This is a genomic window from Paraburkholderia xenovorans LB400, from assembly GCF_000013645.1.
Classification (GTDB): Bacteria; Pseudomonadota; Gammaproteobacteria; order Burkholderiales; family Burkholderiaceae; genus Paraburkholderia; species Paraburkholderia xenovorans.
Genome location: NC_007953.1, coordinates 231,663 through 257,063, shown reverse-complemented (window position 1 = coordinate 257,063; position 25,401 = coordinate 231,663). Strand labels below are relative to the sequence as shown.

Here is a 25,401-nt window from a genome sequence, read left to right as displayed (position 1 = left end):
GCGCGCGCCGCAGCGCCTGCTGGCCGGCATACGGTCATGGACGGGCGCGCTCGCCGTGCACATCGAGCGGTTGCCAGTAATCGTTCAGGCCGAGCCGTGTAAGCGCGGACTGAAGGAAGCGCCGATCGATCCATTGCTCGACATCGAATTTCGGTCCGTGCAGGAAGCCGAGCGCGGCGGCCTGATCGAGGGTGGCCTGATAGCGGCCCACGAAAAACGGATCGATCAGCGGACTCATACGGTCGCTGATCGGGCGGCCGCTGTAGTCCTCCTCGAGATCGGCGCGCCGCTGGCCGTCGGTCGACCAGAGCGCGAACACCTGGTCTTTATTCGCCGGGTCCGACGCCCAGCGCGCGGTCTTGACCAGCACGTCGACGATGCGTTGCGTGGTTTGCGGATAAGCTTTGACAAACTCGGTCCGCGCGATAAAACCCGACTGCGCGGTCAGTGTCGGCGACTGGCCGCGCGTGGTGTAAACGATCTTCAGCGCACCGCGATCGCGCGCCGGCAACAATTCCGGACCGCCGAACACCGCGTCGACATCCCCCGAAGCCAGCGCGGCGATCGAGGTAGGTGGGTCGAGAAACACCGAGCGGATATCTTTTTCGCTCATGCCGTTCGCCGCGAGAATGCGCAGCACTTGCAGATGCACGAAGTTGCCTTTGAAGTAGGCGACTTTCTTGCCCCGCAAATCCGCGATGCGGGCAATCGACGACTGCGGGGGCACAGCCAGATACGCATTGCCCAGCTTCACGGAGGGCAGCAGCAGCGTAGTGGGCAAACCGGCCGCATGACCGATCACCGACATCAGGTCGCCCTGAACGGCGAAATCCAGCTGCCTGTTGGCCAGCGCCTGCCCCACCGCCGGCGCGCCGTTGCGGAACGTGTCGAACTCCAGTCGCACATTGTCCTTGCCGAACTCGTCGCGCAACCATCCTTTCTCGTTGGCGATACCGACAATGACACCGCCGGCGAGCGCCCGGTTGGTCGAAATTTCCGGCGAGCCGAAGCGGATCACCTGAGGCGGTGTTTCCGCATGCGCGGCACACGTGACGAACAGCAAAACGACAGATAAAAGCCGCAGGAGCGGATCAAAAAAACAGCCAGAGCGGGTCGGCGTCATGAGTAGTCGTGTCAAGGTACGGGAAAAAAAGCGGCGGCCAACGTTACGGGCCGACATGCCGGAGCACGGTGTTCGGCCTCGGCTTCAGATCGGGATTGGCATGCAACACGCCCTGAAACAGCGGCTGAAAGTTCAACCAGCCGAACGCCGGCGTCGTGCGCTCCGAGATCGTCAATGCGTCTTCATGTGGAATGCACCCGATCGGGCCCGATGCCTCGGCCAGCAATTGAGCCTGTGCCGCGCGCTCGAATGCGACGAACAGCCAGGCGGCCTCGTCGATCGTCTGGCCGACCGTCAGCACGCCGTGATTCTTCAGAAGTACCGCGCGGTTCGTGCCGATCGCGTTGGCGAGCGAATAGCCTTCGCCATGACGGTACGTATCGTAAAGCGTGTGCCGTTCGTAGAACGCCGCGGACTCCGCCGATACCGGATCGATCAGGCGGTTCAGCACCGACCACGCGCGTGCATGGACCGAGTGCGTATGGACGACCGCGTTGACGTCGTTGCGAGTTTTCAGAATGGGAATGTGAATCTGCGTGCCGCCGACGTGGATATACCGGTTACTGCCCTCCACGATCTGGCCATCCAGGTTGTAAAGCACGAGATCGTCCGGCGTCAGCGAGCTGAAATCAGTCGCGTAGGGATTCGTCCAGTAGTGGTCCGGACGTTCGGGATCGCGTACCGACGCATGCCCCATCACCCCCTCCTGAAAGCCGAAGCGCGCGAACAGGCGGAAGGTTGCCGCCAGCCGCAGCTTGCGGTCGTAGCGCTCGTCGTCGACATTGTCGAACACGCGCGGCTGGGGTTTAGGCGGCACGGCGCTCATGCTTCACCCCGGCTCTTCGCATAGCGGTTCACCGGGTAGTCGAGTTCGAGATTGCCGCGCAACGTGCTCGACTCGTACTCCGTACGGTAGATACCCCGTTCCTGCAGAATCGGCACGACGTCATCGACGAAATCTTCAAGACCGTCACCGATGATGAAACCGTCGATAATCCCCGTTTCGTAGATTGCCTGGATCTTGTCGGCCACCTCGACCGGTGTGCCGATGTAGTCGCCGCGAGGCGTCGCCACGCGCAGCGCCAGCTGGCGCAGCGTCAGGTTCTCCTCCTTCGCCCAGCGCAGATAAAGCTCGGCGGTCGACTTGAAACTGTCTTTACCGATATCGCCGAGATCGGGCAATGGCTCGTCGAGCGCGTGTTGCGTGAAGTCGTAGAAGCTGAAAAAGCGGCTCATGTACTGAATCGCCAGATCGATGTTCACGTACTGGATGCGCTCCTCGTATTTGGCGTTGGCCTCCTCGCGCGTGCGTCCGACAATCGGCGTGATAGTCGGAAAGATCAGAATGTCGGTCGGCGCGCGACCGTACGCCACCGCGCGACGGCGAATGTCCTCGGAGAACTCGGTGGCGCGTGGAATATCGCTATGACGCGAGTAGATCGCGTCAGCCAGCCGCGCGGCGAGATCTCGACCCGGCTCGGAGCCGCCCGCCTGGAAAACCACCGGCCTGCCCTGCGGTGAACGCTCCATGTTGAGCGGCCCTTCCACCTGGAAGAACTTGCCCTTGTGATTCAGCCGGTGCATTTTGCTCAGGTCCGCGTAGACGCCGGACTGCTTGTCGCGAATGAACGCGTCGTCTTCCCACGAATCCCACAGGCCGAGCGCGATGTCGAGATACTCGTTGGCGATCTCGTAACGCAGTTCGTGCGGATGAATCCGCTCGTGACTGTGATTGCGCCCGAGCCCTTCCAGCGCGGACGTAACCGCATTCCAGCCAGCTCGGCCGCCGCTCAGTTTGTCGAGCGACGCCAACTGCCGGGCTGTGGTGAACGGCTCGCTGAACGAAGTCGTGAACGTACCGACCAGGCCGAGATTGCGCGTCACTACCGAAACGGCCGACAAAATGGTCGCGGGTTCGAACCGGCTCAGAAAGTAAGGAATCGAATCTTCGGTGATATACGCCGAGTCCGCCACGAAGGCGAAGTCGAAGAGTCCCCGTTCGGCCGTCTGCGCCACTTTTTTGAACGCTTCGAAGTTGACTGATCCATCCGCATAGGCATCGGTATGTCGCCAGCCGGCGATGCCCGAAAAACCGGAGAGGAACGTGGCGAGCTTGAGTTTGCGTTTGCGATTTGCCATGGTGCAAGTATTCCTGTGAAAGACGTCGTCAGGCCGCGCTCAGCGGTCCGATAACTGGAAATCAGAAAAGACGCTGAATCAGAAGTCGCGGCGCAGGCTCACCATGAAGGTTCGCGGCGGGCTGTAGTTATAGGCGTTCAATCCGATCGACGGCGTCACGTTATAGCCCAGCACATAGGCGCGATTGAGCAGGTTGCGCACTTCGAAGGTGGCGGTCCAGTTCGACGACGGCGACGTGTATTCGGCCATCGCGTCGATATAGGTCTGCGCCCCGAGCGGCTGCTGGTTGGCGATGTCGATATACGAATGCGACAGGAAACGCACCGTCGCGCCGATGCGGGTGGTGCCCGGCACATGCAGCGGCAGACGATACGTCGCATGCACGCCAGCGATGATGTGCGACGCGTACGGCAGCTGGTTGCCGACATAGTTGCCGGTCGGCGCACCGGTCGGATTGACGAACTGCTGGAACTCCGCCTGCTGTACCGTCAGCCACGTGTTCACATTCAGGTCCGAAACCGGGCGTGCGGTCAGTTCGAACTCGGCGCCGTAGGTGCGCGCCTTGCCGGCGTTGACGGTCACCGAACCGTTGATCAGCTGGCCGTTGATGATCGCGTTGCCGATGGCGGCCTGGTAGTCATCGAAGTCGTTATAGAACAGCGCGGTGTTCAGCTGCGCGCGGCCGCCCCAGAACGTGAGCTTGTTGCCCAGTTCGTAGGTCAGCACACGTTCCGGCGATACCGCGATCTGCGAGATCGCAAGGCTCGCCGCCACCGGGTTGTAGCCGCCTGACTTTTCACCCTTGGTAATGCTTGCGTACGAGAAGATGTTCGGATTCCACTGATAGTCGATGCCGATCTTCGGCGTCACCGAGTTCACGTTCTGTGTGAGCTGGCCGGTCTGGAACGTCGTGCCGAGCACCTGCAACGCAGCGTTGGAGGCGAAGCCGGTGTTCTGATAGTTCTGTTCGTCGCGGTTGACGCGGATGCCCGCCGTCACGCCAAACTGCGGCGTGATCTTGTAGTGCCCTTGTGCATAGGCTGCGTAACTCTTGTTCTCGATCTGGCTGACGATACCTTTATAAACACCGCTGGTCCATGACGGACGAAAGTCGGTGACATCCTCGGAGAAATACACCGCGCCGGTCGTGAAGCTGAAGCGGTCGTAGTCGCCGTTGAACTGGAACTCCTGCGAAGTCTGATGCTGGTCGATGTTTAGCAGCCAGCCGTACAAGTCGGTCGGCACGCCGTCCTGCGTGAGCGGATAGCGCCCGTCCGAGATCCATCGGTGCGCCGTAATCGAGCGCAGTGACAGGTGGTCACCGAATTTTTTTGTCAATCGCAGCGAGACGCCGGAAATGTCACGATCGATCGACGGATCGGTATTCTCATAACTGGTACGGATGCCAGAGCCCGGATAATTCGGTGCGATATAGCTGTAAGTGTCCGAGCGGTCGCGCTCGATGTCATACGAGAACAAGGCTTCGGTGTCGGCCGTGGGCGTTAGTCGCACCTTGCCGCGCAGGACCTCCGTGTTGGTCGAGTCGATACTGCGGCCGATTACCGGATCGTTGGTATAGCCGTCGTCCTTGTAACGCCCATACGCGAGGCTGAAATACAGCAATCCGGGTTTGATTTCGTGCGATACGTATGCTTTGACGCCCAGTGCGCCATAGCTGCCGGCCGTGCCCTGAATCCATGCGCTGTTGTCGGTCGGATCCAGCGAAATCACCTTGCGCGCGCCGGCGCTGCTGTTCATCCCATACAGCGTGCCTTGCGGGCCACGCAGCACTTCCACGCGCTCGACGTCAGGGAACGCCATATACAAACCGTTGCCGAGCGAGCGCGGGATGTACACGTCATCCACATACAGCGCGACGGCGCTGCTGTAAGTCGGCGAACCCGTGCCGATGCCGCGGATATAGATACCGCCGGAGCCCGCCGTGCGTTGCGACGGACCGCCGGCCACCAGACTCGCAGTGGCGGCGTTCAGGTCGCCCGGCTGCGCGACACCGCCAGTCGTGAACCGATCGGCACCGAGCACGCCGACCGATACTGGGGTCTTTTTCAGATCGGTCACGTGACGCTCGGCGGTGACGGTCACTTCGGGCAACGTGGTCGACGTGGCGGCCGTGGCGGAGACCGTGGTCGCGGTTGCGGCCTGGCTTGCCGCGAATGGTGTCGCAGCCGTGGTGGAGCTTGCAGCCGACGGCGCCGCCGTTGGCTCCTGCGCGTGCGCGAATCCTGTTGCGAGGGCTGAAATCAGCGAGAACGGCAGCAATTTCATCGCACCGGCGTTCAACGCGAAACGTCCGGACTCACGCCCGCATTGCAGCACTGCCGCGTCGTATCGCAAACTCCCGGTGGTTCGCTTGTTATATTTTCTTCTAAGCATATACAGTTGTCCGTAATAATTATCAGTTTTTTAAAGATGCAGTTATGGCCGGACCAGCGGAATATTCCCATGAATCCGGCATGCGCGTTCAGACCAGCAACTGTCCGTCGCCACGCAGATAGCGGCTCGTGATTGCGCGCGCCGCGTTCAGCGTCAGCGCACCGATGGTCGCGGTCGGGTTATAGGCGGCGTTGTGCGGCATCACCGCGCCGCCCGTCACGAACAGGTTCGGATAAGCCCAGCTTTGCCCGTATTTGTTCACGAAGCTGTGCGCGGGCGACGCGCCCATGATCGCGCCACCGGTGTTATGCGTACCTTGATAGCGCTCGATCGAATACGGCGCGTTGCTGGCATGCGCCGGGTTGAGCCGGTCGGGCCGTGCAGCCGCCGCAATCTCATTGATCACCGTTGCTGCATGACGGGCCACACGTCGTTCGTTTTCCTGGTGGTCGTAAGTCAAACGCAGCATCGGTGCGCCGAACGGGTCGCGGTACGTTGGGTCGAGATCCAGATAGTTGAAGCGGTTCGGCATCACACTGCCCATCGCGCCAATCGGCATCGCGCGGTTGTAGTAGTGCGCGACCTGCCGTTTCCATTCGCTGCCCCACGGCGGCGTACCGTCCGGCACCGGATGATGCGCGATCGGTCTGCCGCTGAACAGTCCCGAGACAATCACCGAGCCGCCGACGAAACCCGCCTTCGACCGGTCGAACGCGCGGTTCGTATAAAACTCGTCGATCGCCGCCGACGAACCGCCCGCACCGATGAACGGGTTGAACGCGCGATCTTCGAAGAACAGCGTCGCGCCCGCGCCGATGTTGTAGCAATAGTTTTTTCCGACAATGCCGCGTTGCGTCTGGGGGTCGTAAGGCGTGCCGATCTGCGAGTTCAACAGCAGATGCACGTTGCTGAACGTATAGGCGCTCAGCACGACGATCGATGCGGGTTGCAGGATGCGCTGGCCGCTACGCAGATCGACGTACTCCACACCCGTCACCCGCGAGCCGTCACTGTCCTTCACGATGCGCGTGACACGCGACCATGGCCGTAGCGAGAAATCCGCCGAACGCTGGGCGACCGCAATGACGGTGTGATGCGGACTGCCCTTTGCGTTCGCCTCGCAGCCGAAGCGATCGCAGAAGCCGCAATACTGGCACTGGCCGAACGCAATTCCGTCAGGATTCGTATAAGCCCGCGATGCGTTCGAGGCCGGCACAGGAAACGGTCGGTACCCCAGTTGCGAGGCCGCGCCGGAAAATACTTCAGCGGCGAGACCACGCGTCAACGGCGGCAACGGGTAATCGCTCTGGCGCGGCGCCTCGTACTGATTGCCGCCGTCACGCAACTCGCCGCGCAGATTGCCCGCGCGTCCCGAAGTGGCGGCGAGGCGTTCGAAGGCTTCATAGTACGGCTCGAGTTCGGCATACGTGATGCCCCAGTCCTGAACGCTCATTTCATCGGGAATAAAGCGTTTGCCGTACTGCTCTTCGTATAGTGTGCGAATCTGGAAGTCGAGATCGGACCAGCGCCATGTGAGGCCGTTCCAGTGAACGCCGGCGCCGCCCACGCCGTCGCCGGGCAAAAACGAACCTAGCCGGCGCATCGGCAACGCAACTTGCGTGGTGGTATTGCGGAACGTCAGCGTTTCGCGTTTGACGTCCTGCATCAGGCCCATCCGGATCGCGTATTGCAGTTCATCCCGAATACGCGGTAACGCGAAATCTTCAGCCGTCGAGCGCGGCGCGCCACGTTCGAGTCCCACCACGCGCAGCCCGGCCGCGGCGAGATCGCGCGCCATGATGCCACCGGCCCAGCCCATTCCCACGATCACTGCGTCAACCGGTTTTTCGATCCTGTCGGTCACGGCCGGCCCCGTCAGCTAGCATCGCCGATGCTGAGCACCGGCGCGGAATAAGGGCTGTTGCGATAGATCCGCACGTCTTTCTCGTGCTCGGCTATCACGCCCGGGAAGCCGACGAGGCGCCAGCCGGCCTTTCCGACGTTACCGCCGTAAAGCGGATCGGCAAAGAGGCCTTCGTTGACGAGTTGATGCAGCAACGCGAAATAGCGCTTCGTGTCGGGGCATCCTTCGAGTACAACCTGGCCGTCGTTCAGTGCGTGTAGCAAGGTTTCCTTCTGCTGTGCGTCGAGCGAAGCGAACGGCTTGCCGAAGTGCCCGCTGCAATAGGACCGCAGCGCATCGGTACCGACCCGAAACAGTTCGGCCGGGGTGAGCGGCAACTGATAGCCCTGCGCTGGCGTGCCCGCGTGCCACGGTCCTTCGAGATAGAGTCCCGCGCCGTCGCCCCACGCGCCGCCGAGCGTGCGATCGAAGTACTGATTCAAGCCGAGCGCGGTGCCGGAACCCGTCAGTTCATCGGCGGGCACCATGTGATCGACGAGTGCCTCGACGAAGTCCGCCTCCGCCGGCCGCAGGAATGCATAGCCCGCAGGGACAATCGGCGCGGCCGTGTTCGCGGCCGCTACCGCCGGCGCGGAACTTCTGGTTGCGCTTGCACCGATCGCAACTGGTTGCGCCATTGCGCTGCGCACGCCGCCGCTCAGCGCGGCACCCGCCACGGCGTTGCGCATGAAGCGTCTGCGTTGTTTCGAAGTGGGCTTGCCAGTAATCGTCGCAGTCATGAAGTTCTCTCAGGCACTACCAGTGAGAGAACGACGCAGGGATTGCACGATCCTCACATCGGCATCCGCAAAGACGCCATGCACGGCTCGCTGTTCTCTCTGAGACGAATAGTATTGGCGCTCTCAAAAGCGAACCTCGGTCCACGCAGTCAAACTTTTTATAAAATCCGCCACGCATAACAAAAAAACCGCGACGTGTCGTAGATTGAGGCTCGCCCTTTACGTTTGTCTACGGAGTTCGCGTTGAATACTTGCCAGCGGAACGAGATTAACGTCGCCACGCATTGCCCGACGTCATCCCGTTCGGTTCCTGATTTGCAGGCGCCTTCCACGCTTCACCTTCCCGCACGTCTGACGCGCGACTGTCTGAGCGCTCACGATTTCGACGCGCTCGCGAAAAAACGTCTGCCCGCTCCGCTCTATAGTTTCGTCGCGGGCGGCAGTGAGGATCATCATGCGCACGTCGGTAGCCGCGAGGCCTTTCTGGCGTATCGGTTCGTGCCGAGGGTGTTGTGCAATGTCGCGCGGGTGCAGCAGCATGTCACGGTATTTGGGCGTTCGTATCAATCGCCTTTCGGCATCGCGCCAATGGGCGGCGTCGCGTTGACGGCGTATGACGGCGATCTCGCGCTGGCCCGGGGCGCCGCGCACGCCGACATTCCGATGGTGGTTAGCGGTGCCGCGCTGACTTCGCTCGAGGCAATCCGCGCGCAAGCGTCGAACGCGTGGTTCCAGGCGTATCTGTCCGCCGATCGGGACGCCGACGCTGCGCTCCTCGATCGGGTTGCCGCTGCGGGTTACGAGACGCTGGTGGTGACCGTGGACGTTCCCGTCGCCGCCAATCGCGAGCACAACAAGCGCAGCGGTTATACGGCGCCGCTGCGGCCGAACGCAGCGCTCGCGTGGCAGGCGTTGACGCATCCACGCTGGCTGGTCGGCACACTCGCCAGAACGCTGCTGATGGGCGGTGTGCCGCGTTACCGCAATCTCGCTGCCGGCAATGGCGCGCGAGTGTTCTCGAGTGAGGCCGCACATCAGTTCAGTCGGCGCGCGGCATTCGACTGGCAGGATCTCGCCAGAATCCGGCAACGGTGGCGCGGCAATCTGGTGCTCAAGGGCATTCTCTCGGCGGCCGACACGGTAATCGCGCGTGAACACGGTGTGGACGGCGTGATCGTTTCGAATCACGGCGGCCGTCAGCTCGACAGCGCGATTGCGCCGCTGACGGTGCTGCCCGAGATCGTCGATGCCGCAGCGGGCCTGACGGTCATGATTGATAGTGGTATCCGGCGCGGCACCGACATTCTGAAGGCCCTGGCGCTCGGCGCGCAGATGGTCTTCATCGGCCGTCCGTTCAACTTTGCCGCAGCCGTTGGCGGTGCACCGGGCGTCGCGCATCTGGCCGCCCTGTTGCGCGACGAGATTGCACGAGACATGGCGCTGCTTGGCGTCAGCACGCTCGATGCACTGCATTCCGGCTTCTTGCGCGAAAGCCGTCATCCGGTTTCAAACATGCGAAACCACGAGCGCCCATCAATTCCCACTCGCCAACCGGCCGCATGACTGCATTGCGCACCCTTTCATCGATTCATCACGTTGCCGCCGGGACTCCCTGATCATGAATTCAACGACGCTCCTTTTCCCATCGACCCGCCGTCGCTACCGCCTCGCGGCGCTCCGGCCGGCGATGCCCGCGGGGCCCTTCGTGCACGACGTCAACGTGCTGATACCGCCGTCGCTCGCGCTGGGCGACCGGCGCCATCCGCTGCGCTTCAGGACATTGTGGGCGGTGCTGCTCGTCGCGGTCGCGGCACATCTCGCGCTTATCCATGCGCTGCATGCCGCGCGCAGCCACGCACCACACACGCCCGTGAAGCTCCCGCCGGTCAGGATCGAACTGGTCACGCCGCCCAAACCGCTTCCCGAAGCGCCCACTCCTCCGCCTCCGTCACCCGCGCCGGCGAAAACACCGCCTCGCGTCACCCATGCCGCGCCAATGGCGCGCGCGGTGAGACCACCCCCGGTTGCCGCGCCACGTCCGGCGAGGCCGGAACTGCCTGCCACGCCGAGCGATGTGCCGCTTGCCCCAGCGCCCACGGCGGTACCCGCGCCGCCAGCCGCGCCCGCGCCTGCGGCGCTCGCCCCTGCGCCGGCCGAAGCGAAGGTGGTGCCGCCGAACGGCTCGGCCGCGTATCTGCACAATCCGCCACCCGACTATCCGCCGATGGCTCGCGATCAAGGCTGGGAAGGACATGTCGTACTGTCCGTCCATGTGCTCGCGAACGGCCATCCAGACAGCGTGGAGGTCCGTACGTCGAGCGGCCGCAAGGTGCTGGATCGCGCTGCGGTGAATGCCGTGACCAACTGGATTTTCGCGCCGGCCAGACGCGGCGATACCCCGATCGACGGCTGGGTCGACGTACCGCTCGATTTCAAACTTGGCTGAAGCGGCCGCTATTTTTCCTGGAGATTCCGATGTCCGATACGTATTCAAGTCTGATCGTCAAAGGCGCGCTATGGGCGCTGGTACTTTTTTCCATCGTTACGTGGGCGCTCATTCTCGCCAAGGGTACGCAAAGCTGGCGGGTCGCCCGTAACAATCAGCGTTTTCAGAAAGCGTTCTGGTCCGCGGGGGATTTACCGCAGGCAGCCGCGCTCGGGAACCCCCGGGACAGCGCGCTCGGACGCGTGGCCCACGCAGCCTTCACCGCGCTGACCGAGACATCCGAGGGTTTGCACGATCTGGAACATAGCTGGGACCGGCTCGAATCGCTCGAACGATTGCTGCGCCAGCAGATCGTGAAGGAGCGCGGCTCGCTTGAAAGCGGCCTTGCGATACTGGCATCGGTCGGCAGCACCGCGCCGTTCGTCGGGTTGTTCGGCACCGTGTTCGGGATCGTGCACGCGATGACCGCGATCTCGCAGAACGGTACCGCCGACATCGGCGTGGTGGCCGGCCCCATCGGCGAAGCGCTCGTCACGACGGGCGTCGGCATCGCGGTGGCGGTGCCAGCCGTGCTTGCCTATAACTTTTTCGTCCGGCGCCTGAAGGTGACGGGAGGCGTTCTCGATGACTTCGGCACCGATCTCATCAGCCTCGCGCAGAAGAGCAACTTCAGGATTCGCCCGTTCAACCGCGCGGCGCCCGACGAATCCACGGCGCCGATCGACGCCACCTCTGAAGGAGCGTACGTCTGATGGCCTTCTCGACAGGTAACAACGACGACCAGGTGCTCAGCGAAATCAATATCACGCCGCTGGTCGACGTGATGCTCGTTTTGCTGGTTGCTTTCATTCTGACAGCGCCCTTGCTCAACAACGCGATCCATGTCAACTTGCCGAAGACCGCACGCACCGCTGCGCTCGACGATAAGCGTCCGCTGACGATCAGCATCGACGATCACGGCAAGGTATTTTTCGACAAACGCGAGGTGCCGGCGGACACGGTGGAGACGGAATTGCGCGCGCAGCGTAGCCATAACGCCGAACTCGCGGTCGTGTTGCAGGGCGATACCAAAGTGCCCTATGGCAGCGTCGCCAGGGTCATGGCGGCGATCGAACGCGCCGGCATCAGCCGCGTCTCGGTGGTGACGGACTCGCACCCGTGACCGATCCTCAGGCTGACGACTGCCCCGTCGGAAAACCGAACAGATGCGATGCCCGCGACGCCGTATCTCCGCGTGGCCGCGATCGATATCGCAAGCGATTCCTTGACGGCGCATCGGCCATTGCGCGGCATGCGCAATCACTCATGCGCCGAAGCAGCCGTTATAGCGGCTGTGCTGCCGTTCGCATGGCTTGCCTGTCCTGTCAGGACATCCGCCTGATATCTCGACACCGAAGCCTCATGGCGTGCTCGACGGCCGCCGTCCATTACTGAAAATGGCCGCGAGTCTCGGTGCTGATCATAGGCGTGACCTCAATGCCCCGCGAAGCGGGTCGAACCACACGCGAGCCACGATTTTGCCGCGGTGCGCGCAGCGGGAGAATCGGGCGGCTCCATCCAGGAGATTGTCGATCACGTGCAACGATCCGCTCGCCGAGCGACACCGGAGCGGCGCGCAGACTTCGTGATGCTTGCCGCGCGCCCTTTGCCAACGCCCGGTGCTAGCCTCCCAGATACGCAGCAAGCAGTTCATTATCGCCCAGCAGTTCTTCGGCGGTTCTCGTCGCGGCGATCTGGCCGGTCTCGAACACATAGGCGCGCTTCGCGACCGACAGCGCGTTGTGCACGTTCTGCTCCACGAGCAGCACCGTCACGCCATGCTCGTTGATCGCGCGGATCACGTCGAGAATTTCGTGCGCGACCTTCGGACTCAAGCCGAGGCTCGGTTCGTCGAGCAGGAGAAGGCGCGGTTCCGACATAAGCGCCCGCGCGATTGCGAGCATTTGCTGTTCGCCGCCGCTTAACGTGCCGGCAAGTTGCGACGACCGTTCACGCAACCTGGGAAAACGCTCGAACGCAAGCTCCGTGCGTCGCGCGACCACTTCGCGCGACCGGCACAGATACGCGCCCAGCGACAGATTTTCCAGCACCGTCATCGCGGGCCAGACATGCCGCTCTTCCGGGCAATGGGCGATGCCGGACGCGACGATCCGGTCGGCCGCGAGGCCGCCGATCGAATTGCCGTTCCAGTGGATCGCGCCGGCGCTCAACGGCAGCAGACCGGAGATAGCCCGGAGCATGGTGCTCTTTCCCGCGCCGTTCGCGCCGATCAGCGCGATCACTTCGCCGCACGCGACCTCCAGCGAAACGCCGTGCAACGCCTTGGTTTTGCCATAGGCGACGTGAATGTCCGAGACGGTCAGAACAGGTTGTGCCGATGCGTTCATGCTGCGTGTGCCTTGCCAAGATAAGCTTCGACCACCCGCGGATCGTGGAGAATATCGCGTGGCGCGCCTTCGGCGAGCTTTTCGCCGAAGTTCATCACGACGAGGCGGTCGCAGGTGTTCGTCACGAGGTTCATGTTGTGTTCAACGAGAATGATCGCCTCGACTTCCCGGTCACGCAGTTCGCGAAGCACCTTGCCGAGCACGACGGCCTCCTGCGTGTTCAGCCCAGCGGCGGGCTCGTCGAGCATCAGCAGGCGCGGCTTGGCGGCCAGCGCCATCGCGACTTCCAGCAAGCGCAACTCTCCGCACGACAGCAGATACGCGGGCGAATCGATGCGTTTGCCCAATCCCATCAGATCGACGATCCGTTTCGCTTCCCGCCGCACGCGAGTTTCCGCATCGCGCACCGCCTGGCCTGGAAAAAACACCCGCCATAGCGATTGACGCGCAGCCAGATAGTGACCAGCCAAAACGTTCTCGAACACCGACAGCGGCTTGAGCACGTTGGTTTTCTGGAAGCTGCGCACCACGCCGGCGCGCGCAATCCGGTGCGGCTTCATGCCCGTCAGCGGACGTCCTTCGAACAGCACGTCGCCACTGTCCGGACGATAAAACCCGGTGATAAGGTTAAAGCAACTGGTCTTGCCCGCGCCGTTCGGACCGACAAGCCCGAGAATTTCGCCCCGCTTCAGATCGAAACTGACGTCGCGAACCGCGGCGACGCCGCCAAAGCGCTTGCACAACCGGTCCACCTGCAAGATGCAATCCGTGCGAACCTGTTCCATTACGCACCTCCCCGAAGTGTTCCGGCCGCCGCCACGTCGCCGTCGCGGCTTCTCGCGCTCGCCGTGCGTTTCGCGACGAGACCCATCAAACCACGCGGCAGGAACAGCACGATCAGAATTACGAACAGGCCGAACAGCGTAAGCCTCAATTCCTGCGCCTCGCGCAGATACTCCTGTAGCAGCGTGACCAGCAACGCGCCGGCGAGCGGACCGAGCAAGGTCCCCTTGCCGCCGACCAGCACCATGATGATCATCGTGGCCATGAACGGGAAACCGAATACATCGCTACCGACGAACGAAATGTAGTGCGCGTAGAAGCCGCCCGCGACACCGGCGAGAGTGGCGCCGAGCACGAAGGCCTGCATCGCCATCGCGAACGGCCAGATGCCCACCGACTGCGCGACATAGCGGTTTTCGCGCACCGTCACGGCCGCACGCCCAACGCTCGAATAGACGAAGCGATACGCGAGATACAGCGCCACGATCGCGATGCCGAGCACGATGTAGAAGAACACCTGGGTCGCGTGCACATTGCCGAGACGCGTGATCCACTCGGGTTGCGGCACGCCCGCGATACCCATCGGCCCATTCGTGACGGCGACCCAGTTGTCTGCCACCAGCCGCAGCGCTTCAGAAAAGGCCAGCGTCACGATCACGAAGAACGGCCCCTGCAAACGCAGCGTGATCGCGCCGATCGCGAGACCGCCGATCATTGAGACGAGGCCGGCGAGCGGCACCGTGCACCACATCGGGAAGCCGAAGCGCGTGGACAGGATTGCGGCCGTGTAGGCGCCGATCCCGAGAAACGCCGTATGCCCCAGCGAAAACTCGCCCACATATCCGGTCACGAGGTTGAAGCTGGTCGCGAGCACCGCGTAAAACAGCGTCAGCACGCCGAGATGAATCAAATACTGATCGTGGACCGCGAGCGGCAGCAGCAGTGCCGCAAGCCCGAGGATCAGCATGCCGTTACGTTCGAATTTCATTTCAGGCCCTCTCGGCGCGTAGCGAAAACAGGCCGTATGGCCGGAACAGCAAAAGCGCGATCACCAGCACAAAGCCCACCAGATCCACGAGGTTCGTCGACAGGTAGCCACCCCACATCGCCTCGACAATACCCAGCACGAGACCGCCGACGATCGCGCCCGCGAAACTGCCCATCCCGCCCAGAATCACGACGACGAACGCCTTCAGGCTGACGGTGCCGCCAATGCTTACCTGTGCCGAGTAGATGGATGCGAGCAGCATGCCCGAGAGCGCGGCGATGGTCGTGCCAAGCGCGAACGTCGACGCATAGATACGCTCGGTCCGGATGCCCGCCAGCCGCGCCGCCATCGGATCCTGGAAGGTCGCGCGCATGGCGCGGCCGAGCGTCGTACGGTGAATCAGCCCATGGGCGGCGGCGACCAGCAGCGCCGCGATTGCCAACGCAACCAGCCGGACCCGCGTGAGCACCACCGGTCCCAGCAGGACCGGAGCATCCGATACCGGACCCACCACCTTATGCGGCGCCGTACCGACCACGAGCAGCGCGACGTTCGCTATGACGATCGACAGGCCGATGGTCAGCAGAATGCCCGCCTCCTCGCCCTGATGACGGACCCGCTCGATCAACAGCCGGTCAATCACCCAGCCGAAGGCAGCCATCACGACCGCGACGATCGCTAGCCCGGAGAAGAAATCGAGCCCGAGCCGCGTCGTGACGAACCAGCCAAGGATGCCGCCCAGCATATAGAACTCGCCATGCGCAAAATTCACCACGCGCATGAGCCCGAAAATCAAGGTCAGGCCGAGCGCGGACAGCGCGTAGAACACGCCGATGACCACGCCGTTGACCAGGAACTGCAAAAGGAGATCCATGGAGTCCGTCCGGCTGAAAAACAATGCTTAATGCGGTGCGCTGACCGGCGTGGTTGCCACGACCTGCGGCGCCTTGTTGTGAATCTGGACCAGCACGACGCTGAACCCATACGCCTGCCCTTTCGCCGTGAAACGATAGCGGCCGTTGGGTGCCGCGAAATCGGTCTGTGCCAGCGCCGCGCGGATCTTGTCAGCGTCGGTCGAACCAGCGCGAGCAATCGCTTTCGCCACGATCTCGACGGCGTTGTAGCCGGCGGCGCTGTACTTGCCCGGCGCGGCCTTGTAAGCGGTCTGATAGCTCGCCACGAACGCGGTGTTCTCCGGCGTGGTCAGCGTCGACGCATAGGGCACCGCCGCATAGACCCCTTCGGCTGCGGGACCCGCGAGATCGATGAAGTCCGCGGTCGCCCACGAGCCGACACCAAAGACCTTGATGTGGAGGCCCAGCTCCTTGATCTGCTTGACGAGAATCGAGCCATCCTGCGTCTCGGCGGCCACGAAAACCGCATCGGCGCCGGAGGCCCGCAGCTTGGTGAGCAGCGTATAAAAATCGGTCGCGCCGTGGTCGAAGTAGTCGGTCGATACGGTTTTTACGCCGCCCGCCTGCAACGATTGCTGGAACTCCTGAACGCTGCCGCGCCCCCAGTCGTCGTTCACGCCGACGTAGGCGACACTCTTGAGCTGCAAGGTCCTGATGATGGTCGGCGCAAATGCGTGCGCGAGCAACTGGTCGGTTTCGGCCGCACGGAAAAACCAGGGATTGCCCTTCTCGGTCAAATCGGCTTCGGACGACACGCCAGTCACCAGCGGCAGGTGATACTTCTGCGCAACCGGCATGATCGCGGCGGTCGATGAGCTGCAGAACGCGCCGATCAGCGCTGACACCCTGTCTTTCTGAATCAGCTTCTCGGCTGCATTGACGGTGTTCGCCGGATTGCACTGGCCGTCTTCGATTTTCAGTTCTACCGGCCGGCCGAGCACGCCGCCCGCCTTGTTGATCTCCGCAACCGCGAGTTTCGCGCCGTTGACGTCCGCATGGCCGTTATAGGCGACCGATCCGGTAAGCGGCTGGATGAGGCCGATACGCACGGGCTCGGCGGCCCTGGCTGCCTGACAGGCGAGCGTGCCCGCCGCGGTAACGCACAGCGCGAAAGTCACGGCGCGCTTTCCTGCAAGTGGGGAAACGAAGTTTGGCTTATGCATGGCTGACAGTGCTATCCGATCAAATCAGAGGAAACGGCCGGGCGAAGGCGCCGACCGGGCCGGTTAATGAGGCGACTAGAAACGGTGGTTCATCCCGATGCGGAACATCAGCTGGCGATTGGTGCTCGATGCGTCGGCAATTGCATAGTCGTAGATGTCCGCCAGCTTCGCATCGCCGGCGGCCTGCTGGAACGCACCCATCGCGTAAAGCATCGTGGTCTTCGACAGCGAATAGCTCGCGAACAGACCGGCCGTGTGATATTTCGGCCGCTCGCCGTTGTAGTTCACGCGGCCAGCGGAGTAGATATACGCGCCGCCGACGGTAGTGCTGGACGTGAGGTTGTACTTGAGCCAGGCGTCGTAATTATTGAACACCACCGAGCTCGTGGTGCCGTTGGCGTCGTCGAACTTCGTGTTGGTCCACGTGAAGCCGGCGGTCGCCTTGCCGATCTCGTAGCTGCCGCCCAGGCCGAGGATCTGCTGATTCCTCGGGCTGCCCACGTAGCTGAACGCTCCGCTCGCCCCAATCGCCGCACCAGTGGTGTTGCCGATGAAGTTTCCGTCGTTGATGAGGAGTCCGGGATTATTGAAATGGTCGTACACCGCTGCGAGATTCAGACCCGCGTGTTCGTATGCCGCCGCGACCGACCACATGCCGGTAGTGCCGAGCCCGTTGCCGCCGGAGAACGAATACATGCCGCCGAACGTCAACCCGCCAAAGGAGGGGCTCGCGTATTTCACCGCGTTATCGACGCGATATGTATTGGCGGTGTTGTCGATGTCGCCTGCATGCACGAATGGGCCGGTGAACTGGCCGTTCGAAGTGACCGGCTGCAGATAGTCGGTCACCAGGTCGTACTGGCGTCCGAAGGTCACCGTACCGACGCGATCGTTCGACAGTCCGACATATGCCGAGCGTCCGAACATGCGGCCGCCCTGGAGATTCTTGCCGTTGGTTGCGTCGAAGCCGGATTCGAGCTTGAAGATTGCCTTGAGTCCGCCGCCCAGGTCTTCCGATCCCTTCAGTCCGAACCGGCTGCCGAAAATGCCGTCCCACGTCCCGTCGCGCAGCCGCACGAGCGAGCTTCCGCCGCTGTTGTTCACGTAGTCGATGCCTTCATCGACCACACCGTAAAGTGTCACGCTCGATTGCGCGTGGGCCTGGCTTACCGCGCCAGCGAGACACAGCGCGAGCAGCGCCAGTTTCGCCTTACCTCCATCTGTTCCCTGCGTGGGTTCGAATTTCCCGCTCATTTTAAGTAGGTATCCTGTCTTTATGTTGGTGAGTGACGCACCTGCTCTTTTACATCGATTAGCTGATCGCGACCGGCTTCGGCTTCACCCCGGGGCGACCCCGCCGCTCGCGTCCCGTTTGCAGTTCAACTGCCATTATTATATGAACGTAAAAATAATAAGTGCAATGCGGAAAAAAATTTGCTGGGTTTTGCGGTTACGCCGCCGCCTCACTGCCCGCGACGAGATCGAGCAGCACGCACGACTCCATGACCGCCGCGTATTTCTGCTCCATGTCGAACAGGTTGGCTTCGTGCGGTGCGATTGCGCGGTCGCCAACGCAGTCGGACAACACCACCGGGCGGAAACCGTACTGCATTGCATCGACGACGCTTGCGCGCACGCAGCCGCTGGTTACCGCGCCCGCGACGATCAGCGTTTGCACGCCGCGCTGCGCAAGCCACGCCGCGAGGGACGTGCCGAAGAACGCGGATGGCACCGTCTTGCGGACCACCATCTCGCCGGACTGCGGGGCCAGTTCGTCGACGATCGCACTGTTGTGATCTCGCTCCTTGAGTGTCAGCATGCCTGGAACCTTCAGCGCGAAAATATTGCTGTCGGCGTCGTCGTCCGCAAACACGATACGCGTATGCGCAACCGGCCATTGCCTGCGCCGCGCCGCCGCGAGGACTGGCCTCGTATTCCCGATGGCTGCGGCGATGTTGCCGCCGCCGAACACGGCCGGGTCGGCGAATCCGTTGACGAAGTCCACGATAAGCAGGCCGAAAGGCGCACGCGGCTGCAGCGTGTTACCGAACCCTTGTCTGCGATAGGTTTCCACTTCGCTATGCATGGGTCTTCTGGCTCCCTGGTTGCTGTGCATGCACCTTGCCACGCGTCACGACGGGTTCGCCGTCGAGCGTCACCGTGCAATTGCGCATTGGAATGTCGATGTGGCATGCGGTGGTGCGTGTGCCGCCTGCCTCATTGTTCGGACCGAGCGAGAACAGAAAATTGCCCTCGAATGCGCGCGCATCCATCCCAAGCGTCGCTTCACGGTCGTACAGACCGAGCGTCGACCAGTGAGCGCGCGGCTGAAGTCCCCAGCCGATGTGCGACATCGCGTAGGCCTCGGGATCCTCGAACGACGCCATGTATTCGGACAGCAGATCGGCATCCATACCGCCCTCGATCGACACAGCGAAGCCGTCTTTCATCACCAGCCGGATTTCGGAACGGATATACGATTTCTGCGGCAGCAGGATATCGCCCGGCGACAGCACGATCGTGCCTTGCGTCTCGCCCTCGTTGGGCCAGGTCAGCGCGAAGCCACTTGGCCAGTGGTCCCAGCGTCCGGGTTCATCGACGAAACCATATTCGCTGATGGCCGGATATTGCCCGAGCGGACACAGCAGATCAGTGCCGGCGTCGTTGCGCACCTGCATGAGTTTCGCCCGCGCAAGCCTGTCTGCCGCCGCCTTTACGCGGCCGCGGTCTTCCACCGACGGTACCATGCGCACGAGCACCTCCGGCGGCTCCACTGCGAGCAGAATCTTCGCGCCGCTTTTCAGGATCTCGTGCTGTTCCGGCGAAAACAGAAGCGTCATCAGATCAAGCACGATGTCGCTTGCACTGAGCGCGGCAATGGCAGCGCGGTTACCCGTGAGAGGCGTGGTGCCGAGATAGGCAAGCGAATCGCGGCTGAGCGCCTTTTCGCCATTGATGGGCTGCAGGTCGAGGCGATTGACGACGGCGCGCATGGCGGTCGCGGCGGTCAGCGCCGTCGACACGGATTGCGGGTGACTGGTGGCGCCTGTCAAGACGGTAACCGTCTGACCGGGTTGGAGGTTCGACAGGCTGAGAACTGTTTTCCATGCTTCGAGCATGGCGTAATCACTGACGGGCATGATGTCTTCCAAATAAGTCGGGAAACGCCGTTAGCTCAGCGGCACGCCGAGGAACGAACCGAAGGCCTGATAAAAACCCGCCTCGTTGTCCCACGGAATCATGTGGCCGGCGTCGGCGACGCGCACTGCATCCACGCGCGGATTCAGGCGGCGAATCTCCCGGATGTCGTCGTCGCGCACCACGTCACCACGCTGCGCGGCCATCAACAGCATCGGAACTTCGATCGCGGGCAGATCGGCCTGAATGTCGTCCGTCTGAAACGCGGCGAAGCTTTCGCGCACCGCGCGCTCGCTGCACGTATGCAGCCATTCGGCGCGCAGCGCGAGTTGCTCGTCGGTCCAGCTCGGGCAATACGCGCGCATCGCTTCGAGACCTGCGCCGTCGCGGCAGAGTCGAATCGAATCGACGTACCACGGAAGCTGCGCTGGATAAGCACGGCGACCCGGGCCCGACACCGGCGGATCGATCAGCACGAGCCTGGTCAGTCCAGCGGGCGCGGAGCGGGCCGCGCGAATCGCGATGCGTGCGCCCATCGAATGGCCGACGAGCGCGTAGCGTTCGAGCCCGAGCGCCGCGGCGAACGCGATCGCGTCGGCCGCCTGCGCGTCGAGGCTGTAGTCGAGTTCGTCGTGCGCTTCCGACAGGCCTCTGCCCCGAATGTCGAGTACATAGGTGTCGAAATGCGCACCGAAGCGTTCGCCGACGAAACCCCACGTGATCGCCGGACTCGTGATGCCCGGCAGCACTACCACCACGTCACGCGCCGACCGGTCGCCGGACGCGCCGCCATAGCGCAGATAGTGCTGACGGATGCCGTTTGCGCGCAGGTTGGCGCCATACAGGAAAGTGCTCATCGCGCGATCCTCAATAGGCGCCGGACAGCAACGTGCCCGCGCCCGGCACAATCCGCTCGAGTCCGAGGGCCTTGAGCATCGCGTAAGTGGTGGCGACGGCCGCGGTGACCACCGGCTTGCGCGTCATCGCCTCCACCTGCGCGACGACCGGCAGCGACGGCATCTGGACGCAGGCGGACAGCACGATTGCATCGACACCGCGCGTGTCCATGCCCGCGACGATCTCCGGCAGCCGCGACGGATCGTGGCGGCCCACCTCGAGATTGTCCTGAATCTCGAGGGCGCGGTAATCGCACACCTCGTAGCCTTCGTTGCCGATGTAGTCGACCACCAGCTTCGTCAGCGGCTTCATGTAAGGCGCCACCACCGCGACGCGCTTCGCGCCGATCACACCGAGTGCGTCCACCAGCGCACCCGCACTCGTGACGACCGGCGCATCGGCGCCGTTCTCCGCCGTGTGCGCCTTGAGCCGCTGTTCCGACTGCCGATGGTAGCCATGGCCCATCGCCATGATCGCGACCAGGCACGCATAGCCGAGAACGTCGACGCGTGCATCACTCAATTCGACCGCGCAACGGTCCGACTCGGCGTCCATGGCGGCCAGCTCGCTCTTCTCCACCTTCTTCATGCGCATGCGCGAAGAGTGGAACGTGAAGCGCTCGGGACGGATTTGCTGACGGGCCAGCAGCATGGCCGGGATTTCCGTCTCCATCGTGGTGTTCGAACTCGGGACGATCTGTCCAATACGATAAATATTCTTGCTCATCTCGACGTCAACCTCGATTCTTTTAGCGGTGTGAACTCATGCGACAGCGGCGACGCGCGGCGTGAAATCGGTCGCGTTGTATGAATAAACCCAGTCGGCCTGAATACCCGAAGCGTGCGGATTGAGCCACGACTTGAACTGATAGATCAGATCGCGCTTGCTCTGCGCGAAGCGCGTCGGCAGATGATAGGTGCGCCCGCGCTCACGCGATTCGAGCTGTACGCGGCTCGTGCGCGGCAGGCGTTCAGCCTCGTAATCGCGCAGCGCCGAGGCCACGTCGGAGCCATGCGCGGTCAGCGAACGCGCGAGTACATAACCGTCTTCGATCGACATCGCCGCGCCTTGCGACAGGAACGGCAGCATGGGATGCGCCGCATCGCCGAGCAGCGTGATGCGCCCCCTGGACCAGGCCGGCATTGGATCGCGATCGAACAATCCCCATTTGAACACCGACTCGACGCGCTCGAACAGCTGGATCAGATTCGGATGCCAGCCTTCGAATGCGGCCAGCAATTCTTCGCGGCTACTCGGCGCGTTCCAGGATTCCTCGACCCAGTCGGCCGTTTCATTCACCGCCACGATGTTGACCGCCTTGCCGCCGCGAACGTAATAGGTCACGACATGCGATTTCGGCCCAAGCCAGAAGGACGAGTCTGGCGTCACGAAGTCGAAGTCGCCTTCCACCGGAACCACGGCGCGAAAGCACATGTTGCCGGTGAAACCAGGCGCAGTCTCGCCGAACAGTTTGCTGCGCACGGTCGAGCGCACACCGTCTGCGCCAACGATCAGATCGGCTTCGAATTCGCTGCCGTCCTCGAAGCGCGCCACCGCTGTCTCGCCTGTCTGGCGAACGTCGACACATGCGGTTGCAAGCGTCGCCGCGTGCGCCGGCACCTGGTCGATCAGCAGATGATGCAGATCGGCACGATGCACATGGAAGAACGGTGCGTTGTAAAGGCGCGGGCATTCTTCCGCAAGCGGAATGCGGAAGATTTCCTTCGCCGTGTCCCAGTTGCGCCCGACGATCGCCTGCGGCAAGAACGCCACCTTACGCAGCGCATCGCCGAGCCCCATCGCTTCGAGCACCTTGACCGCGTTAGGGGTCACCTGAATGCCGGCACCGACTTCTCCGAAGGAACCTGTCCGCTCGAAAATGCGCACATCGAAACCTTGCTGCGCGAGCGCGGCGGTTAGGGCGAGCCCGCCGATTCCGCCGCCTATCACGCCGACACGAAGTTTTCTCGTCATATTCTTACTCTCCTGCTTAAAGATTGACCAGCATCGAGCTGCAGGCGATATTATATGTACGTAAAATTAATTACAAGGAACGTCGCGCCCAGGAATAACCCTTGCCGTCCCCCCTTACAACCGGCGGTGACGGCAATGACAGGCCGTACAATAACGGCGCGAAACGTCGATGCGGAGCGCGCGCGGTTTGCCGTACACGTCATAGCACTCTTAACCCAGTCCAACACCGAATGACGAAAGACATCTCGAGCAACACCGGTTCGCGCGTCGCACCGAAGCGCCGCAACAGTCCTGGCCGTCCGGTCGGCGTGAGCAACCTACGCGAAAAGATTCTCGACGCGGCCGAAGTCGACTTCGCCGACCACGGATTCGCCGGCGCCACGCTGCGGGAAGTGGCCAACGCCTGCGGCGTGACCCAGGCGCTCATCACCTACCACTTCGGCACCAAGCACCGGCTCTTCGAGGAAGTTTTCCTGCGGCGCGCCACACGGATCTCCGAACAGCGCCTCGAACTCCTGCATCAGTTGGCGCAAAACAGCCAGAAGCCATCGGTGTCCGACATTGTTCGCTCGTTTCTCGAACCGATGCTCACGCTGCGGCGTTCGCCCGGCGGACGCGCTTTCATCCGGCTGCACGCGCGCCTGCATACCGAACCGCCGGAGATCTCCTATCGCCTGCGCGGCCTCGCTTACGACGAATCGACCCATGCGTACGTCGCGGCGTTTCGTTCCGCACTGCCCGAAGTGCCGGAGAAAGATCTGTACTGGCGTGTGATGCTGATGATCGGCGCCTACCTGTACGCATTCTCGGACAGTCATCGGCTCGAGGTGCTGAGCGAAGGCGCGTGCAATACGGCAGACGCCACCGAAACGCTCGAACAGTTGACCGCGTTCATCGTCGGTGGACTTGCCGCACCTCACAGCGGCAAGCCGCCGAAAGCCGTCAGGAAGCGGAAATAGCCGCGCGGTCCCTATCCGCTGCAACGCCAGACCTCGGGTCAGCGATGCAGCGACACGGCCAGCGCGCCGCTCACCTGTCGCATGGTGGCGTGCATCGCGTCCAACGCCGTGGCGGAAAGCCCTGAACTTCCGGTCGTCGCGATCATCTCGCCCAGCACTTCGGCCGCATCGGCCGACGCGCTATCGGGCAGCACCGATGCGATGGTACTGACTGCAGCGACCAAACCGTGAATCTGGCCACGCAAGACTTCGAGTTCCTGTTCCATGCTGCTTCCTCCTGAATGATGGTGATGGTTGCCATGACCGCGGCCACACGCCCGCTCAGCGCTTTAGCGCGTTGACGCACTTCTCGCATTGACGCATCACTCCTGGCGAGCGGGACGCATCCGGGTTCACAGCGCGGCTTAATTATATGTGCGTAAAAATAATAATGGCAAGCTGATGTGACGAGACATCGGAACAAACTCGATGACGGTTCGCATTCGATGGGCCGCAGACGACCGCAGGCGCCGTCGTCGGTACTGCTTTAGGGGCACGCGTCCTTTTCCTGCCAAACGTGGCGGTGCGTCTTTTTTATCGTCGCTGGCCGGAGGAGATGCACGGATGCGCTCATCGCACAGTAAGCGCCTGGATATCGATGTGTTGCCACCCGTTCATCGACGCGATCGGCCTTGAAGGATCTGCGCGCTTTTGATCGCGCCGCCGTGCAGGCGAAACAGGAAAAATGTGCAGGCGCATCGAGCGTGGCTATCAGAACCTGAAACAGCCGTTCGGCCCCGGCCATTACGAAGGGTGAGGCTGGCGTGGCTTCACCCCCACGCGACGCTGAGTCTCGCTGCCCATGGGTTTCTCATGGCTCAGCGACCCAGGATGCGATCAGATCTACACGAAAAAGAACGTCAGATACCTGTTAGTCCCGCTGGACGGGAGAGCTCGACTGGGAGTCCCCCAATTCCTCCTCGTCTTCGGGCGAAGACCCGGGTGCGAGTGGATCGGTATCCGGCGGGCTGCCGGGCAGCGGACGGGGATGTGTGTCAGGCTCGTCCAGTGGCTGGTTTGCAGGATCGGCGACAGGGTCGACGGTGGGATCGGTTTGCATGGTGGCACCTCGTTCGCAGGACAGGTTGACGCTCCGTTGCGGTGCGCAAGGGACGTGCCCAACGCGGCTGGACCGCTCCCGTGCCAGAGTTCCGGCGTTGCGATTCCATTGACGCCGCCGCGCTCTGCTTCTTCTGTCCGCAATTCCAGAGACACCGATGCGCATTGGACCAGGGCCTGCGCCGCATGCCTGGTTCATCCTTATTGAGCCGCGTTGCGCAGGGACCCCGACGCAAAAGACCGTGCGCCGCGTGAAGGCGTAGTAAGCGGAATAGGCCGATGCAGCCGGACGATTAAACGCGCGCGCACGGCGGCGCCTTTGAACAGAATCCGAAGCTCCGACCACCGCGAACAT

Annotated in this window: 23 protein-coding genes; 5 read left to right on the top strand and 18 right to left on the bottom strand. The window is 62.6% G+C overall.

All coding sequences use genetic code 11. The annotated features are described in order from the left end of the window. Nucleotides 1–34 precede the first annotated feature (34 nt). The 6 genes from BXE_RS37880 to BXE_RS37855 form a co-directional block, all read right to left on the bottom strand. Complete coding sequence (locus BXE_RS37880; protein ID WP_052115903.1) at nt 35–1,123, bottom strand: ABC transporter substrate-binding protein; 1,089 nt, start codon at nt 1,121–1,123, stop codon at nt 35–37. 43 nt (nt 1,124–1,166) lie between these two features. Beyond that, a complete protein-coding gene (locus tag BXE_RS37875) occupies nt 1,167–1,949 on the bottom strand; it encodes a class II aldolase/adducin family protein (protein WP_011493417.1) in 783 nt (260 codons plus the stop codon). After that, entirely contained in the window at nt 1,946–3,262 is a 1,317-nt protein-coding gene (locus BXE_RS37870) for an LLM class flavin-dependent oxidoreductase (protein WP_011493416.1), read from the bottom strand. The genes BXE_RS37875 and BXE_RS37870 overlap by 4 nt, the downstream gene beginning before the upstream one ends. Before the next feature lie 78 nt (nt 3,263–3,340). After that, nucleotides 3,341–5,656, bottom strand: a complete 2,316-nt coding sequence (locus BXE_RS37865) for a TonB-dependent receptor (protein ID WP_011493415.1) — start codon at nt 5,654–5,656, stop codon at nt 3,341–3,343. 88 nt (nt 5,657–5,744) lie between these two features. Then, nucleotides 5,745–7,520 (bottom strand): GMC family oxidoreductase, encoded by a 1,776-nt coding sequence (locus BXE_RS37860; RefSeq protein ID WP_011493414.1) that lies wholly within the window; start codon nt 7,518–7,520, stop codon nt 5,745–5,747. 11 nt (nt 7,521–7,531) lie between these two features. Continuing rightward, on the bottom strand, nt 7,532–8,299 hold the full coding sequence (locus BXE_RS37855; protein ID WP_011493413.1) for a gluconate 2-dehydrogenase subunit 3 family protein: 768 nt from the start codon (nt 8,297–8,299) through the stop codon (nt 7,532–7,534). A gap of 267 nt (nt 8,300–8,566) precedes the next feature. On the opposite strand from BXE_RS37855, the gene BXE_RS37850 reads away from it, so the two are divergent. Genes BXE_RS37850 through BXE_RS37835 form a run of 4 tightly spaced genes read left to right on the top strand, consistent with a single transcriptional unit; the run spans nt 8,567 to nt 11,907 of the window. Then, a complete protein-coding gene (locus BXE_RS37850; protein WP_040123773.1) occupies nt 8,567–9,862 on the top strand; it encodes an alpha-hydroxy acid oxidase in 1,296 nt (431 codons plus the stop codon). A gap of 55 nt (nt 9,863–9,917) precedes the next feature. Continuing rightward, nucleotides 9,918–10,745 carry an energy transducer TonB gene (locus BXE_RS43690; RefSeq protein ID WP_011493411.1) on the top strand — a complete coding sequence of 276 codons (828 nt, stop codon included), beginning with the start codon at nt 9,918–9,920 and terminating at the stop codon, nt 10,743–10,745. Between the two features lie 29 nt (nt 10,746–10,774). After that, nucleotides 10,775–11,497 (top strand): MotA/TolQ/ExbB proton channel family protein, encoded by a 723-nt coding sequence (locus BXE_RS37840; protein ID WP_011493410.1) that lies wholly within the window; start codon nt 10,775–10,777, stop codon nt 11,495–11,497. Continuing rightward, nucleotides 11,497–11,907 carry an ExbD/TolR family protein gene (locus BXE_RS37835; protein WP_011493409.1) on the top strand — a complete coding sequence of 137 codons (411 nt, stop codon included), beginning with the start codon at nt 11,497–11,499 and terminating at the stop codon, nt 11,905–11,907. The genes BXE_RS37840 and BXE_RS37835 overlap by 1 nt, the downstream gene beginning before the upstream one ends. Nucleotides 11,908–12,406: 499 nt before the next feature. On the opposite strand, the gene BXE_RS37830 is transcribed toward BXE_RS37835, so the two are convergent. The 11 genes from BXE_RS37830 to BXE_RS37780 all read right to left on the bottom strand — a co-directional run bounded on the left by BXE_RS37830 (nt 12,407) and on the right by BXE_RS37780 (nt 22,989). Then, complete coding sequence (locus BXE_RS37830) at nt 12,407–13,132, bottom strand: ABC transporter ATP-binding protein (protein ID WP_011493407.1); 726 nt, start codon at nt 13,130–13,132, stop codon at nt 12,407–12,409. Continuing rightward, nucleotides 13,129–13,917 (bottom strand): ABC transporter ATP-binding protein, encoded by a 789-nt coding sequence (locus BXE_RS37825; protein ID WP_011493406.1) that lies wholly within the window; start codon nt 13,915–13,917, stop codon nt 13,129–13,131. Before BXE_RS37825 ends, BXE_RS37830 begins: the two co-directional genes overlap by 4 nt. Beyond that, a complete protein-coding gene (locus tag BXE_RS37820) occupies nt 13,917–14,903 on the bottom strand; it encodes a branched-chain amino acid ABC transporter permease (RefSeq protein WP_011493405.1) in 987 nt (328 codons plus the stop codon). Before BXE_RS37820 ends, BXE_RS37825 begins: the two co-directional genes overlap by 1 nt. Before the next feature lies 1 nt (nt 14,904). Continuing rightward, nucleotides 14,905–15,777, bottom strand: coding sequence for a branched-chain amino acid ABC transporter permease (locus BXE_RS37815; RefSeq protein ID WP_011493404.1), 873 nt, complete (start codon nt 15,775–15,777; stop codon nt 14,905–14,907). Nucleotides 15,778–15,804: 27 nt separating this feature from the next. Continuing rightward, nucleotides 15,805–16,935, bottom strand: a complete 1,131-nt coding sequence (locus BXE_RS37810; RefSeq protein ID WP_011493403.1) for an ABC transporter substrate-binding protein — start codon at nt 16,933–16,935, stop codon at nt 15,805–15,807. Between the two features lie 120 nt (nt 16,936–17,055). Next, nucleotides 17,056–18,234 carry a porin gene (locus tag BXE_RS37805; protein ID WP_011493402.1) on the bottom strand — a complete coding sequence of 393 codons (1,179 nt, stop codon included), beginning with the start codon at nt 18,232–18,234 and terminating at the stop codon, nt 17,056–17,058. Between the two features lie 196 nt (nt 18,235–18,430). After that, complete coding sequence (locus tag BXE_RS37800) at nt 18,431–19,066, bottom strand: N-carbamoylsarcosine amidohydrolase (RefSeq protein ID WP_011493401.1); 636 nt, start codon at nt 19,064–19,066, stop codon at nt 18,431–18,433. Next, nucleotides 19,059–20,120, bottom strand: coding sequence for a 2,5-dihydroxypyridine 5,6-dioxygenase (locus BXE_RS37795; RefSeq protein ID WP_040123575.1), 1,062 nt, complete (start codon nt 20,118–20,120; stop codon nt 19,059–19,061). Before BXE_RS37795 ends, BXE_RS37800 begins: the two co-directional genes overlap by 8 nt. Before the next feature lie 30 nt (nt 20,121–20,150). Continuing rightward, entirely contained in the window at nt 20,151–20,975 is an 825-nt protein-coding gene (locus BXE_RS37790) for an alpha/beta fold hydrolase (RefSeq protein ID WP_011493399.1), read from the bottom strand. A gap of 10 nt (nt 20,976–20,985) precedes the next feature. Beyond that, the gene (locus tag BXE_RS37785) at nt 20,986–21,741 is read right to left on the bottom strand and encodes a maleate cis-trans isomerase family protein (protein WP_011493398.1); all 756 of its coding nucleotides are present in this window, start codon (nt 21,739–21,741) and stop codon (nt 20,986–20,988) included. Between the two features lie 36 nt (nt 21,742–21,777). After that, on the bottom strand, nt 21,778–22,989 hold the full coding sequence (locus BXE_RS37780) for an FAD-dependent monooxygenase (RefSeq protein WP_011493397.1): 1,212 nt from the start codon (nt 22,987–22,989) through the stop codon (nt 21,778–21,780). Nucleotides 22,990–23,219: 230 nt separating this feature from the next. Between BXE_RS37780 and BXE_RS37775 the strand changes: the two genes are divergently transcribed. After that, nucleotides 23,220–23,948, top strand: a complete 729-nt coding sequence (locus tag BXE_RS37775; protein WP_011493396.1) for a TetR/AcrR family transcriptional regulator — start codon at nt 23,220–23,222, stop codon at nt 23,946–23,948. A gap of 38 nt (nt 23,949–23,986) precedes the next feature. Here BXE_RS37775 and BXE_RS37770 read toward each other — a convergent pair whose 3' ends face one another. Next, nucleotides 23,987–24,214 carry a hypothetical protein gene (locus BXE_RS37770; RefSeq protein WP_011493395.1) on the bottom strand — a complete coding sequence of 76 codons (228 nt, stop codon included), beginning with the start codon at nt 24,212–24,214 and terminating at the stop codon, nt 23,987–23,989. Between the last annotated feature and the right edge of the window lie 1,187 nt (nt 24,215–25,401).